Consider the following 13,030-nt stretch of genomic DNA (forward strand, 5'->3'; position numbering starts at 1 on the left):
ACGTCTCCGAGCCACGTCTCCGGGGAGCGCCCGGGCACCGGGCCATGGACACGGAGTTCCGTCCGGCGCCACCGGAGGTCCACGATGACCGCGTTCGCTCGTCCGGCCCGGCATCGAGCCCTCACCGCACCGACGGACCGACCCACGCCCGGTACTCCGACGGCGTCACGCCCATCCGGCGGACGAGATGGCCGCGCAGCGAGTCGGCGCTGCCCAGCCCGGCGAGCCGGGCCACCTGGTCCATCGGCAGCCGGGTCGTCTCCAGCAGCTCGCACGCCCGGTCGATCCGCCGGTGCAGGAGCCAGCGCAGCGGGCTGAGGCCGGTCTCCGCGCGGAAGCGGCGGGACAGGGTGCGGGTGCTGACGCGGGCGTGCCGGGCCAGGTCGGCGAGGGCGAGCGGCTCCGCGAGCCGCTCCAGCGCCCACGCGCGGGTCGCGGCCAGCGACGCGTCCGGTTCGGCGGGCACCGGCTCGTCCACCACCTGCGCCTGGTCGCCGGGGCGCGGCGGCGCGGCCACGGTGAGGCGCGCGATGTCGGCGGCCGCCGCCGCGCCGCGGTCGGTGCGGACGATGTGCAGGCACAGCTCGATCCCGGCGGCGGCGCCCGCCGAGGTCAGCACGGGGCCGTCCGCCTCGTACAGGACGTCCGGCAGGACGGTCGCCGCCGGGAACCGTTCGGCGAGCGCGGAGGTCAGGCCCCAGTGCGTCGTGGCGCGGCGGCCGTCGAGGAGCCCGGCCTCGCCGAGGACGAACACGCCGGTGCAGATCGCGGCGACGCGCGCCCCGGCGGACGCGGCGTCCCGCACGGCCCGCAGGACCGCCGGGCCCGACCACCCGGGCGTCGAGCGGATCGCGCTCGACGCCACCGACGGCGGCGCGCTCGCCCGGCTCGCCGAGGGCGCCGCCACCGTCGTCAACACCGCCGCGCCCGCCTACACCACGTGGCCGGAGGCGCTGCCGCCGCTGTTCGACGCGATGCTGGCGGCGGCGGAGCGGTCCGGCGCGGACTACGTGATGCTCGGCAACCTGTACGGGTACGGGCCGGTCGACGGGACGCTCACCGAGGACCGTCCGCTCGCCGCGCCCGGCCCGAAGGGACGGGTCCGGGCCGAGATGTGGCTGCGCGCGAAGGAGGCCCACGACGCCGGGCGCGTCCGCGCGGCGGAGGTCAGGGCCGGGCAGTCCCTCGGCGGCGGCGCGTACTCGGTCTTCTCGCTGATGGTGCTGCCGAAGGTGCTCGCGGGACGGCTCGCGCTCGTGCCCGCCGCGCTCGACGTCCCGCACGCGTACACGGCGATCGGGGACGCCGCCCGCGCGCTCGTCGCCGTCGCCCGGTCGGCGGACGGGTGGGGCCGGGCCTGGCACGCGCCGATGATCACCGCGTCGGTGCGCGAGGTCGCCGGCCGGCTCGCCGCCCTCGCCGGGGCGCCCGAGCCGCGCCTGGAGACCATGACCGACCGCGAGCTCACGCTCCTCGGCCTCGGCGATCCCTTCTGGGACGAGCTCTGGGAGACCGGCCACATGTCGCACCGGCCTTACGTCGTGGACGCCTCCGCCCTGGCCGCGCGGTTCGGCGTCGAGGCGTCGCCGCTCGACGGCGTCCTCAAGGAGATGCTCGGCTGACCGGCGTGCGGGCGGCGCCGTGGGCCGCCCGGTGCGCGGCCATGCGGACGGGCGCGCTGGCGCTGCCGTAGCCGGTGTAGCCGGGCGAGCGCTGGACGATCTCGAAGAAGACCCGCGACCCCAGGATCTCGGTGCACAGGTGGAAGTACTCGGCGTCGCCGTCCCGGTCGTAGAAGACGTCGTGCTCGCGCAGCGCGGCGAGGAGGTCGGGGTCCGGCGCGAGGCGGGCGTCCAGGTCGTCGTGGTAGTTGGCGGGGACCTTCAGGATCGGGGCGCCCGACTCGCGCAGGATCCGCGCGGTGCGGAAGATGTCGTCGGTGCGGAACGCCACGTGCTGGGGGTCGGGCACGGCCGGCGCCCAGGAGCCGCGGCGCAGCAGGGTGCCGTCGAGCAGGAGGCGCACCCTGCGGTCGGGGTCGGTGACGGCGCGGCTGCGGACGAGCCCGAAGGGCGCGGCGAGTTCGGCGTCGTGCTCGGGCGCGAGACCCAGCAGGGAGCGGTAGAAGAGGGTCGCCTCGTCGAAGGCGTCGAACGGCTGCGACAGGGCGAGGTGGTCGATCGCGGCGATGCCGGTCCGGTCTGCGGCCGGTGCGCCGGAGCGGATGAAGTCGCCGAGCCAGCCGTCCGCGGCGCCGGTCCGGCAGAAGAAGACGGCGGTGCCGTCCGGGGCCTCGACCGAGGTCAGGTCGGCCTCGGCGGCGCCGCGCGTCCGCGGCAGGACCGGCGCCAGCAGCGCGCCGGCGCGGCGCGCCGCGCGGCCGGGGTCGCCGGTCTCGACCGCGAACGCGCCGATCGCCGCGCCTGACGTGCCGGACGTCCCGGTGGCGTTGAGCAGGACGCGGGCGTCCCCCTGCTGCCAGAGCTGCACCGGTTTGGACCGGTGCTGCCCGACATGGGCGAAACCGATCGCCGCCAGCGTCCGGGCGGCCTCGGTGGCGGACTCGGCGCCGACCGCCAGCTCCACGAAGGCGAAGCCCTCCGGCGACGGCGCGGGCGGCGGCGGATCCGCGAACCGGGACGGGGACGGGGACGGAGACGGGGGCACGGTCCGCCCGCGGACGGTCGCGGGGGCGCGGCGGGCGAGCGTCTCCTCCAGCACGATCAGCGAGCGCATCGCGTCGACGGCCGCGCGGTCGGGGGGCGCCTGCCGGAAGACGTCGTTGAAGACCTCCAGCGACAGCGGGCCGGTGTAGCCGGCCTCGAGCACCCGCGCGGTGAAGCCGGCGAGGTCGAACGCGCCCTGCCCCGGGAACAGCCGGTGGTGGCGGCTCCACTGGAGCACGTCCATGCGCAGGTGCGGAGCGTCGGCGAGCTGGAGGAAGAAGAGCTTCTCGGCGGGGACATCGGTGATGCCCGTGATGTCGCCGTCGCGCGACAGCACGTGGAAGCTGTCGAGGCACAGGCCCAGCGCGGGATGGTCGGCGCGCAGGACGAGGTCCGCCGAACGCTCCCAGGTCCGGACGTACCTCCCCCAGGCGAGGGCCTCGTAGGCGACGCGCAGCCCGTGCTCGGCGGCGAGGTCGGCGAGGGCGCGCAGCCGCCGGGCGGCCAGCGCGTCGTCGTCGACCGCCTCGGGCGCGACCGACGAGCACACCAGGACGGTGCGCGCGCCGAGCCGCCGCGCGAGCGCGAACTTGTGCCCGGCCCGGCGCAGGTTCCGCCGGTGCGTCTCCTCCGGGACCGCCTCGAAGTCGCGGAACGGCTGGTACAGCTCGATGCGCAGACCGAGTTCCGCGCACCGTTCGGCGACCTGCTCGGGGCCGAGCGGGCAGGCGAGGAGGTCGTTCTCGAAGATCTCGACGCCGTCGAACCCGGCCGCCGCGGCCGCGTCCAGCTTGTCCTCCAGCGTGCCCGACAGGCACACGGTCGCGATCGACCGTCGCATGGCCTCCTCCTCCGTTCCCTCGGTCCCGCCCGCCGCTGTACCCGTCCGGGTCTGCCCGTCCGGCTCTACCCGCCGGCGGGGCGGGCCGCGAGCCAGCGCAGCGCGAGCGCGTACCCGTCGATGCCGCAGCCCGCGATCACGGCGGCGGCGACCGGCGAGATGTACGAGCGGTGCCGGAACGGCTCGCGGGCGTGCACGTTGGTCAGGTGCACCTCGACGAGCGGCGCCGTCAGCATCGCGCAGGCGTCGCGCAGCGCGACGGACGTGTGCGTCCACGCCGCCGGGTTGAGCACCACGGCCGCTCCGTCGTCGGCGGCCTCGTGGATCCAGCCGAGCATCTCGTGCTCGGCGTCGGTCTGCCGGACCGTCGCCTCCAGGCCCAGCTCGCCGGCCACCGCGTGGCAGTGCTCGACGAGCCGGGCGTACGTGGCGGTGCCGTACTTGTCCGGTTCTCTGGTCCCGAGCCTGCGCAGGTTGGGGCCGTTGAGCACGCGAACCAGCACGGCCGCTCCTTTCGGGTCAGGGGTACAGGTCAGGGGATACGGGTCAGGGGGCGGAGGCGCGGATCGTCCGGTACAGCTCGGCCGTCTCCCCTTCGAGGTTCTCGGTGAAGTACTTCTCCGCCTTCGCGGCGAACGCGGTCCGGTCGACGTCCTCGACGATCGTGGGCTCGCCCTCGCTCCGCCATTGCGCGAGGATCTTCGCCTCGTCGTCCTCGATGCACTTGCGGTTGCCCGCGCGGGCGTCCGAGACCGCCTTCTGCAGCGCCTGCCGCTGCTCGGAGGAGAGCTCCTGCCAGCGGTCGTCGTTGATGACGACGAGCTGCGATCCGGTCTGGTGGCCGGTCAGGTTGACGTGGCTCTGGACCTCTTCGAGGCTCTTCTCCGCGATCGTCGGGATCGGGTTCTCCTGGCCGTCGATGATCTTCCGCTGGAGGCTGAGGTACAGCTCCTCGAACGCGACCGTGGTGGGCTCGGCGCCGACGGCCCTGGCGTTCTGGAGGTAGATCTCGGAGTCGGGGAACCGCATGCGCAGGCCCTGCAGATCGTCCGGTGTGCGGATCGCGGAGTTGGCGCTGAAGTGCCGCATCCCGAAGAACCAGACGTCCAGGACGCGCGTTCCGGTCGCCTTCGCGAACTCCTCCTTCAGCCGGGTGCCCTGCTCGCCGTCGAAGAAGGTGAACAGGTGGTCCGGCCCGTCGAACGCGTAGGCCATGTCCAGGACGCCGACGGGCGCGTGGCTCCCGGCGAGCGCCGACGAGCCCTGCACGTCCATGTCGACGTCGCCGGCCTTGACGGAGTCGAAGCGGGTGGAGTCGTTGCCGAGCTGGCTGTTGGGGAACGTCTCGATCTTCACCCCGATGTCCTGGCCGTTCACCGCGTCCGCGACGACCTGGATCCCGCACCGGGTGTGCGGGTGCTCGGTGGTGTAGCTGTTGGCGAAGGACAGCGTGACGGTGCCTCCGTCGTCTCCGCTGTTCATCGCGCTGCAGCCGGTCGCCAGGACGGCCGCGGCGGTCAGGACCGCCAGTGTCTTGCCGGGTCGTCTCGTCATGGGCCTTGCTCCTCAGGGGTGGGGGTCTCGGTGCGCGTGTGGTGACGGCACGGGTCGCTACAGGCCGAGCAACCCGGGCAGGTAGGTGACGGTCGCGGGGACGAACGTCACCAGCAGCAGGACGGCCAGGAGCGGGAGCAGGAACGGGAGGGCGCCGCGGAAGACCTCGTGGACGGGCGTGCGCGTGACGGGGCTCAGGACGTACAGCACCGCGCCGATCGGCGGAGTGAGCAGGCCGATCATCAGGTTCATGATGACGACCACGCCGAAGTGCATGGGATCGATGCCGACCTCGGTCGCGATCGGCAGCAGGATCGGCACCGTGATCACCAGGACCGAGATGCCCTCCAGGACGGCGCCCAGCAGGATCATCAGCAGGTTGATCAGCAGCAGGAGGACGACGGGTTCGTCGGTGAGCCCGAGCAGCGCCTCCGACACCCGGTGCGGAACCCGCTCGCGCGCCAGGATCCAGGCGAGCAGCCCGGACGCCCCGACGATCAGGGTGATCGACGCCGTCGTCGCGGCGGTCTCCCGGGCGATGCCGAACAGGTCCCGCCAGGTGATCCGGCGGTAGGCGGCGCCGAGCACCAGCACGTAGGCGGCTCCCACCGCCGCGGCCTCGGTCGGGGTGAACAGGCCGCCGAGGATGCCGCCGAGGATGATCACCGGTGTGCCCAGCGGGCCCAGGACGCGCAGTCCCGTGCCGCGCAGCCTGCTCCAGGAGAACGCCTCCCCGCGCAGGCCGCTCTGGCGGCGCGCCCAGAGGAAGACGGTCGCGGCCAGTCCGGACGCCATCAGGAAGGCGGGCACGACCGAGGCGGCGAACAGCGCTCCGGTCGACACTCCGGCGATGCCGGCGTAGACGACCGCCGGGATGCTCGGCGGCATGATCGGCCCGAGCAGGCTGGAGGCGGCGGTGACGCCGACGGCGAAGCGCTTGGGGTAGCCGTTGCGGACCATCGCGGGAACCTCGACCTTGCCGAGGCCGGCGGCGTCGGCCAGCGCCGAACCGCTCATCCAGGAGAAGCCCAGGCTGACGCCGATGTTGACGTAGCCGAGGCTGCCCCTGACCCGGCCGATCGCGGCGAGCGCGAAGTCGAACATCCGGTCGGCGATGCCCGCGCGGTTCGCGACGACGCCGACGAGGATGAACAGCGGGACGGCCAGCAGCGGGAAGCTGTTGACCGCTTCCGTCGCCTGCCGCACGCTCAGCCCCGCCGAGTAGCCCTCCAGCGAGACGTAGGTGAGGCAGGGGCCGAGCAGCGCGAACGCGACGGGGACGCGCAGCAGCAGGAGGGCGGCGATGCCCACCGCGAGCAGCACCATGCTCATCGCGGCCGCTCCTCTCCATCGTCGGGACCGCCCGGGCCGTCCTCGGCCGCCGCGACGGCCGGCTCGTCCGGCTCGCCGGTGTCGTCCGGCTCGTCCATTTCGGGTTCCGGACGGAACACGGCGACGGACGAGCGCACGGCGGTCAGGATCAGCCCGGCGAGCGGGATCACGTAGAACAGGCGCATCGGGATGCCGAGCGCCGGTGAGGTCTGGTCGCCCTCGGCCGTGACCAGGACCCACGCCTCGTAGGCGAGGTTGAGGCAGACGATCGCGACCGTGACGTTGGCGACGGCGCCGATCAGCCGCAGCAGCCGGGGCCCCGCCACGATGTCGACCACCTTCAGCGCGATGTGGCCGTCGCGCGCCGCGAGGTAGCCCGACATGGCGAAGGTGAGCCAGACGAAGGCGAACCGTGCGAGTTCGCCCGTCCAGACCCAGCCGCCGCCGGGCAGGTAGCGCTGCGCGGCCTGCAGCAGCATCAGCGCGGCCAGCAGGGCGAGCAGGAGCGCGCCGGTGACGGCCTCGGCCAGCGACAGCGCCCGCAGGACGCGGCCGGGCCGGCGCCCCGGGGGCGGTCCGGCGGTGTCGGCGGTCATGGCCTCTCACCTCCCCAATCGGACAGGTCGATCCAGGACTTGCCGGGAGCCGCGCGGGCCTCGGCGAAGGCCCGTCCGGCCTCCCCCGGCGGGACGCCCGGCCGGGTCAGCGCGGCGAGCCGGGGGGCCGCGGCGGCGATCTCGGCGACGGTCCCGGCGAAGTCGTGCGGATGGTCGTAGATGAGGGAACCGCGCACCTGGAGCTGCCGCCTGGTCAGCTCCATCGTGGAAAGCCCCACCGGCTCGCTGCTCATCCCGATCACCATGACGGTGCCGCCGGTCGCGACCCGCCCGACCGAGGTGTCCCAGGCGGCCGGGACGCCGGCGGTGTCGAAGACGAACGGGAAGTCGCCCCGGTCGCCGGCCGGGACGGGACGGGCCCCGAGGCGCTCGGCGGCCCGCACCCGGTCCGGGCGCGGGTCGGTGACGAACGCCCGTGCCCCGGCGTCCAGCAGCGCCAGGCAGGTGAGCAGCCCCTGCGATCCCGCGCCGACGACCAGGCAGCCGGTCCCGGGCGGCACCCCGGCGCGGCGGACGGCCGACCGGGCGACCGCGAACGGCTCGACGCACGCCAGGACCGCGGCGTCCACCGGCACGGGCAGCGGCCAGGTGAACCGCGCGGGGACGGCGACCCGCTCGGCGAGCAGCCCCGGCACCGTGATGCCGGGGCTGAGCCGCCGCTCGCAGCCGGACGTCATGCCGCGCCGGCACGCCGGGCACGCGAAGCAGCAGTAGTTGGGCTCGACCGCCACCTGCTGCCCGACCTCGCGGTCCCGCACGGCGGAGCCCACGGCCACGATCCGGCCGCCGCCCTCGTGCCCCATCACCCAGGGCAGCGCGGGCGTGGGACGGTCGCCGTCGTGGACGCCGAGGTCCGACCCGCACAGCCCGACCGCGCGCATCGCGACGACCACGTCGCCGGGACCGGGTTCCGGCTCCGCCCAGGAGTCGACGACCTCGGCGCGCCGGGGTTCGGTGAGGACGATGGCCCGCATGCGTTCCGTTCTCCGCTCGTCGGCCGGCCGATGGCCGGTTCCGGTGGCCGCGCTGTGAGGGCCGCCACATGGTCTGAAATGTGCCGTTGACACTAAAGCCGTGCTCAGAGCATGGCAAGCGGTTGCCAAAACTTTCCATCGGGGCCAGACTGGCCCCGCACCGGCGGATCCGGGAGGGGCTGCGGATGGCGGAGGGCAGGACGGGCGGAGGACGCCCGACGATCTACGACGTGGCACGCGAGGCCGGGGTGTCGCCCTCCACCGTGTCGCGGGTGATGTCCAGGCCGGGACGCGTCAACGCCGTGACGGCCGCACGCGTCGCCGAGGTCGCCGCCCGGCTCGGCTACCGCACCAACCCGCTGGCCAGGGCCCTGCCCTCCGGCCGCACCGACACCCTCGCGCTGTTCGTCTCCGACATCACCAACCCCCACTTCTTCGGGGTCATCCGCGGCGCCGAGCACCAGGCGCGCGCCGCGGGCTGCACGCTGATCGTCGGCGACACCGAGGAGTCGCCCGAGGTCGAGGCGCGCAACATCGAACGGCTCGGGCCGTCCGTCGACGGCTTCGTCATCGCGGCCAGCCGGATGTCCGACGCGGAGATCACCGACCTCGCCGCCGGGCACCGCCTCGCCCTGGTCAGCCGGCAGGTCGCCGGCGTGCCGAGCGTCATCGTCGACCACGCCGAGGGCACCCGGCAGATCGTCGAGCACCTCGCCTCGCTCGGGCACCGCTCGCTCGTCTTCCTCGGCGGCCCGCCCCGCTCCTGGCTGGGCGCGCGCCGCTGGGAGTCACTGGCCGCCGCGGCCGACCGGCACGGCATCGCCGTCCGGCGGATCGGCCCCTTCCCCCGACCATGGCCGGCGGCGGCGCCGCCGCCGACGCCGCGCTCGGCACGGGCGCCACCGCCGCGGTCGCGCACAACGACCTGCTCGCCATCGGCGTCCTGCGCCGCTGCGCGGAACGGGGCGTGGCCGTGCCCGGCGACCTCAGCGTCGTCGGCTACGACGACATCTTCGGCGCGGACTTCTGCTCGCCGCCGCTGACCACCCTCGCCGGGCAGTTCGAGGAGTCCGGCCGCACCGCCGTCGACATGCTGCTGGCCATGCGCGACCGGCACGGCGCCCGCCCCGCCCGCGACCGGGTCGTCCTGCCCTCGCACCTGGCCATCCGCCGCTCCACCGGCCCGCTCCCCCCGCCCGGCTGACCCGCCCGGCTCCCCGCCCGGTCAGCCGTAGGTCAGGCCGTACCCGAACGGGAACAGCGGCTTCTTGCCGTCGCCCTGGTTGATCGGCTGCTGGTCGGCGTCCGACATCCACGTCACCGGGAGCCGCCCGGTGGGCGCGGACCGGCCGAACAGAACGTCCGCGACGCCGCCGCCCTCGGTGCCGGGGAGCCAGGCCGCGACGAGCGCGTCCCACCCCGGCAGCCGCTGCGCGACGTCCATCGGGCGGCCCGACACCAGGACGACGATGACCGGGACGTCCGCCGCCCGCAGGCGCTCGATCGTCCGCACGTCGGCGTCGTCCAGCCCGAGCCCGCCGGTGCGGTCGCCGTGGTACTCGGCGTACGGGTCCTCGCCGACCACGGCGATCGCCGCGTCGTAGGAGTCGTCGATGCCCTTCCCGTCCCGGCCGTAGCCGACCTCGACGCCGGGGCCCGCGACCTCGCGGATGCCCTCCAGGATCGTCGTCCCCGGGGTGATGCCGCCCGGCTTGCCCTGCCAGGTGACCGTCCAGCCGCCCGACTGGCGCCCGATGTCGTCGGCACTGCGGCCCGCCACGAAGATCTTGTCGTGGGCCGGGCCGAACGGCAGGACGTCCTGGGAGTTCTTCAGCAGCACCTGCGAGCGCGCCACCGCGCCGCGCGCCAGCGCGCGGTGGCCGGCGCCCCCGACCGACCCCAGGTGCCGGCGGTCGGCCATCGGGTTCTCGAACAGGCCGAGCTCGAACTTCTTGGTGAGGATCCGCCGGTTCGCGTCGTCGATCCGCGCCATCGGGACGTCGCCCTCGCCGACCTCGGCCCGCAGGTACCGGATGAACTTCTTCCACTCCTCCGGCACCATCACCATGTCGATGCCCGCGTTGACCGCCTTGGCGACCTCGTCGCGGGTGAACCCGGGCGCGCCGTCGATCTGGTCGATGCCGTTGTAGTCGGAGACGACGAACCCGGTGAAGCCCAGCTCGCCCTTCAGCACATCGGTGACCAGGTACCGGTGCTCGTGCAGCTTCACGCCGTTCCAGGAGCTGTAGGACACCATCACCGACCCGACGCCGCGCCGGACGGCCGCGCGGAACGGCGGCAGGTGGATCTCGCGCAGCCGCTCCTCGGAGATCCGGGCGTCGCCGCGGTCGTCGCCGCCCTGCGTGGCGCCGTCGCCGAGGTAGTGCTTGGCGGTGGCGAGGACGGACGCGGGTCCGGCGCCGAGCTTCTCGCCCTGCAACCCGTCGATCATGGTGGTCATGGCCGAGGCCAGGCCGGGCACTTCGCCGAACGACTCGTAGGTGCGCCCCCAGCGGTCGTTGCGGACCACGCAGACGCAGGGCGCGAAGTTCCAGTCGACGCCCGTCGCGGCCATCTCCCGCGCGGTCGCCCCGCCGATCCGCCGGACGAGCTCGGGGTCGCGGGCCGCGCCGAGCCCGATGTTGTGCGGGAAGATCGTCGCGCCGACCACGTTGTTGTGCCCGTGCACGGCGTCGACGCCGTACATCAGCGGGACGCGCAGCCGCCCGGCGAGCGCGGCCCGCTGCAGCCCGTCGTACATGTCCGCCCAGCTCCGGGGCGTGTTGGGGCTGGGCGCGGACCCGCCGCTGGACAGTACCGAGCCGATCCGGTGCGCGGTGATCTCCGCGGGCGTGATGTACCGGCGCTCCGGCTGGGTCATCTGCCCGAGCTTGTCGTCCAGGCTCATCCGCGCGATCAGGTCGTCCACGCGCTTCCCGACGGGCAGGCCGGGGTCGAGGTACGGGAGCGGCGCGGCGGCGCGCTCGGTCGCGGCGAGGACGGCGTCCGCGGCGGGGACCGCGCCGCCGTCCCGGCGGACGGTACCGCCGCCGGTGCCGATCACGAGCGTGGCGAGCACGCCGAACGCCAGAACGCGGTGCCGGGAGCGGACGCGCCGCCGCTCCGCCTTCGCCGAGGTGCAGTCCATGCGGCGAGACGTTTCCGCGGATGATCAATCTCAACGCAACCGAATGTCAGCCTCTGGGCAATATCTGACGGTCGCCGCCCGTCGAACACCGACAATGCGGACTTTCAGGGCGACCGCCCGGTATCGAACCGAGGACTTCCGGGACCACAACCCGGCGTGCAGACCACCACACCACGGACGCCGCGCCCCCCGCGAAGGCGAACTTCGCCGGGGCGAGTACCGGATGCAGGGATCGAACCTGCCTAATGCGACTTATGAGATCGCCGAATGCACCAGCATTCCTATCCGGCCGGACGGAGGGTGCGGGATTCGAACTCGCGCAGGTGACCCTGACCACGGCTTAGCAAGCCGGTGCCTTTCCGCTCGGCCAACCCTCCGGGAAAAGAAGAGACCGCCCGCGTCCTGCGGGCGGCCGTCGGACGAACGTGCTGGTCACGTCCCTCCGCGACTCCCGAGACGGGGGCGACTGTGGCTGGGCATTCGGTGCCGGAGCATCACTTTCCCCTTTCCGTCCCGTTTCGACGACACCCCCATGCTGTCGCAGCACATTTCCCGGCGCAAGCCTTTTTCGCGGCACTTCGGATCGGGTGCGCCGCCGCCGTCGGCGACCCCGGTCCGCATGCCGTCCGCGTCACCGGTCACAGTGGACGGGGCGGCGCCCGGGAAGGGTGGCGGCCGGTGCGCCATAGGATGAGCGGCGGAAGGCGGTGGGGGTTTGGACGAGCGCGGCGGGAGCACGTGCGACGGCCCGATCGACTATCCGCCCGAAGGGTGCCTCTTCGAGGTCGGCTACACGCTCGGCCCGCACGGCGCCGGGTCGGTGATGTTCCCCGACGAGTTCGCGCTGGGCCGCTGGTTCACCGCGATGGCCGCCGAGGGCATGTTCGAGCCGGAGGAGTTCACCGTGCCGGACGAGGACGGCCGCAACGGCTACCGGATCCTCTGCGTCACCGACGGCGGCCGCACGGAGATCAGCTACTTCCACCCGCGGCTCGTCCGGGGCCGGATCGAGGGACGGCGCCGCCGCTGAGCCCCGGCTCCGCGCGCCGCCCGCCCGTCCGGCGGGCACGCGGCGGGCCGCCCGGAGCGGCCGGACGCGGGCCGCGGCCGCGAGCGTGCCGTGACCGTCCGCCGACATCAGGACGGTCGACGGCGGCGCGCCCCTCGGGCGGGCACGCCCGGCTCCGGAGTTCGCCCGGCGCCGGACAGTCTCCGCCGCCGGTATATCGGACTGCATACCGGGATTGACTCCGACATAGTGGAAACATGACCTGGACTGCTCCCGAAGTCACCCGCTCCCATCCCTGGGCCGACCACCTGACCGGCGACGAGCGTTCACTGGCCGACGCCTGGCTGGACCACCACCGCGAGACCCTGCTGTGGAAGTGCGCGGGGCTGACGGCCGAGCAGCTGAAGTCGTGCCGCGTCGAGCCGTCGGGGCTGTCGCTGCTGGGGCTCGTCCGGCACATGGCGGAGGTCGAGCGCGACTGGTTCCGGACGCGGTTCGCCGGAGAGCGGGTCGACTACCTGTACGTGTCGGACGACGACCTCGAGGCCGAGTTCCGGGTGGACGGGGCCGACGCCGAGGCGGACATGGCCGTGTACCTCGCGGAGATCGAGGCGGTCCGCCGGACGGTCGACGGCCGGTCACTCGACGAGACGTACCTGGACCCGCGGCGCGGCGTCGAGATGAGCCTGCGCTGGGTGTACTGGTCGATGGTCGAGGAGTACGCGCGGCACAACGGGCACGCCGACCTGCTGCGCGAGCGCATCGACGGGAGCACGGGGCACTGAAGGAGGCACGGCAGGGGGCGCAGCACGGGGCACAGGGAGGGGCGCCGAAGGGGGCGCCCGAGGAAACGCTGCGGGGCAACGCGATCGTCCTGGCGGTCGTCCTG

At 74.0% G+C, this 13,030-nt stretch carries 13 protein-coding genes and 2 tRNA genes; 5 read left to right on the top strand and 10 right to left on the bottom strand.

All coding sequences use genetic code 11. The annotated features are described in order from the left end of the window. Positions 1-121: 121 nt before the first annotated feature. Positions 122-805: a GlxA family transcriptional regulator gene (locus F7P10_RS06425; protein WP_254716450.1), complete on the bottom strand. Its 684-nt coding sequence runs from the start codon at positions 803-805 to the stop codon at positions 122-124. On the opposite strand from F7P10_RS06425, the gene F7P10_RS06430 reads away from it, so the two are divergent. Then, positions 759-1,622, top strand: coding sequence for an NAD-dependent epimerase (locus tag F7P10_RS06430; protein ID WP_254716451.1), 864 nt, complete (start codon positions 759-761; stop codon positions 1,620-1,622). The two genes, F7P10_RS06425 and F7P10_RS06430, sit on opposite strands and share 47 nt — an antisense overlap. Here F7P10_RS06430 and F7P10_RS06435 read toward each other — a convergent pair. The 6 genes from F7P10_RS06435 to F7P10_RS06460 form a co-directional block, all read right to left on the bottom strand. Further along, entirely contained in the window at positions 1,603-3,507 is a 1,905-nt protein-coding gene (locus F7P10_RS06435; RefSeq protein ID WP_151008513.1) for a bifunctional sugar phosphate isomerase/epimerase/4-hydroxyphenylpyruvate dioxygenase family protein, read from the bottom strand. The two genes, F7P10_RS06430 and F7P10_RS06435, sit on opposite strands and share 20 nt — an antisense overlap. Before the next feature lie 65 nt (positions 3,508-3,572). Further along, positions 3,573-4,010 carry a type II 3-dehydroquinate dehydratase gene (gene aroQ, locus F7P10_RS06440; RefSeq protein WP_151008514.1) on the bottom strand — a complete coding sequence of 146 codons (438 nt, stop codon included), beginning with the start codon at positions 4,008-4,010 and terminating at the stop codon, positions 3,573-3,575. Between the two features lie 43 nt (positions 4,011-4,053). Next, positions 4,054-5,061, bottom strand: coding sequence for a DctP family TRAP transporter solute-binding subunit (locus F7P10_RS06445; RefSeq protein WP_151008515.1), 1,008 nt, complete (start codon positions 5,059-5,061; stop codon positions 4,054-4,056). A 57-nt stretch (positions 5,062-5,118) separates the two neighbouring features. Next, positions 5,119-6,393, bottom strand: coding sequence for a TRAP transporter large permease (locus F7P10_RS06450; RefSeq protein WP_151008516.1), 1,275 nt, complete (start codon positions 6,391-6,393; stop codon positions 5,119-5,121). Next, the gene (locus F7P10_RS06455) at positions 6,390-6,989 is read right to left on the bottom strand and encodes a TRAP transporter small permease (protein ID WP_151008517.1); all 600 of its coding nucleotides are present in this window, start codon (positions 6,987-6,989) and stop codon (positions 6,390-6,392) included. Before F7P10_RS06455 ends, F7P10_RS06450 begins: the two co-directional genes overlap by 4 nt. Continuing rightward, the gene (locus F7P10_RS06460; RefSeq protein WP_151008518.1) at positions 6,986-7,984 is read right to left on the bottom strand and encodes a zinc-binding dehydrogenase; all 999 of its coding nucleotides are present in this window, start codon (positions 7,982-7,984) and stop codon (positions 6,986-6,988) included. Before F7P10_RS06460 ends, F7P10_RS06455 begins: the two co-directional genes overlap by 4 nt. A 185-nt stretch (positions 7,985-8,169) precedes the next feature. Between F7P10_RS06460 and F7P10_RS06465 the strand changes: the two genes are divergently transcribed. Together F7P10_RS06465 and F7P10_RS45315 are read left to right on the top strand one after the other, a co-directional pair. After that, entirely contained in the window at positions 8,170-9,027 is an 858-nt protein-coding gene (locus tag F7P10_RS06465) for a LacI family DNA-binding transcriptional regulator (protein WP_368077457.1), read from the top strand. Then, the gene (locus F7P10_RS45315) at positions 8,928-9,188 is read left to right on the top strand and encodes a substrate-binding domain-containing protein (RefSeq protein WP_368077481.1); all 261 of its coding nucleotides are present in this window, start codon (positions 8,928-8,930) and stop codon (positions 9,186-9,188) included. The genes F7P10_RS06465 and F7P10_RS45315 overlap by 100 nt, the downstream gene beginning before the upstream one ends. A 21-nt stretch (positions 9,189-9,209) precedes the next feature. On the opposite strand, the gene F7P10_RS06470 is transcribed toward F7P10_RS45315, so the two are convergent. From F7P10_RS06470 to F7P10_RS06480, 3 genes are all read right to left on the bottom strand, one after another. Continuing rightward, on the bottom strand, positions 9,210-11,132 hold the full coding sequence (locus F7P10_RS06470) for a glycoside hydrolase family 3 protein (RefSeq protein WP_151008519.1): 1,923 nt from the start codon (positions 11,130-11,132) through the stop codon (positions 9,210-9,212). Between the two features lie 107 nt (positions 11,133-11,239). After that, a tRNA-His gene (locus tag F7P10_RS06475) sits at positions 11,240-11,314 on the bottom strand. Positions 11,315-11,426: 112 nt separating this feature from the next. Continuing rightward, positions 11,427-11,509: transfer RNA gene (locus F7P10_RS06480), tRNA-Ser, on the bottom strand. 338 nt (positions 11,510-11,847) lie between these two features. On the opposite strand from F7P10_RS06480, the gene F7P10_RS06485 reads away from it, so the two are divergent. Next, positions 11,848-12,162, top strand: coding sequence for a hypothetical protein (locus F7P10_RS06485; protein WP_151008520.1), 315 nt, complete (start codon positions 11,848-11,850; stop codon positions 12,160-12,162). A 236-nt stretch (positions 12,163-12,398) separates the two neighbouring features. Then, entirely contained in the window at positions 12,399-12,926 is a 528-nt protein-coding gene (locus F7P10_RS06490; protein WP_151008521.1) for a DinB family protein, read from the top strand. Positions 12,927-13,030: the final 104 nt, after the last annotated feature.

Source organism: Actinomadura sp. WMMB 499, from assembly GCF_008824145.1.
In the GTDB taxonomy this organism is placed as follows: Bacteria; Actinomycetota; Actinomycetes; order Streptosporangiales; family Streptosporangiaceae; genus Spirillospora.

Excerpts from the sequence above, each read along its gene's own strand:
- F7P10_RS06450 (WP_151008516.1), bottom strand. The coding sequence starts at position 6,393 with ATGAGCATGGTGCTGCTCGCGGTGGGCATCGCCGCCCTCCTGCTGCTG.
- F7P10_RS06465 (WP_368077457.1), top strand. The coding sequence starts at position 8,170 with ATGGCGGAGGGCAGGACGGGCGGAGGACGCCCGACGATCTACGACGTG.
- F7P10_RS06435 (WP_151008513.1), bottom strand. The coding sequence starts at position 3,507 with ATGCGACGGTCGATCGCGACCGTGTGCCTGTCGGGCACGCTGGAGGAC.
- F7P10_RS06455 (WP_151008517.1), bottom strand. The coding sequence starts at position 6,989 with ATGACCGCCGACACCGCCGGACCGCCCCCGGGGCGCCGGCCCGGCCGC.
- F7P10_RS06460 (WP_151008518.1), bottom strand. The coding sequence starts at position 7,984 with ATGCGGGCCATCGTCCTCACCGAACCCCGGCGCGCCGAGGTCGTCGAC.
- F7P10_RS06470 (WP_151008519.1), bottom strand. The coding sequence starts at position 11,132 with ATGGACTGCACCTCGGCGAAGGCGGAGCGGCGGCGCGTCCGCTCCCGG.
- F7P10_RS06490 (WP_151008521.1), top strand. The coding sequence starts at position 12,399 with ATGACCTGGACTGCTCCCGAAGTCACCCGCTCCCATCCCTGGGCCGAC.
- F7P10_RS06445 (WP_151008515.1), bottom strand. The coding sequence starts at position 5,061 with ATGACGAGACGACCCGGCAAGACACTGGCGGTCCTGACCGCCGCGGCC.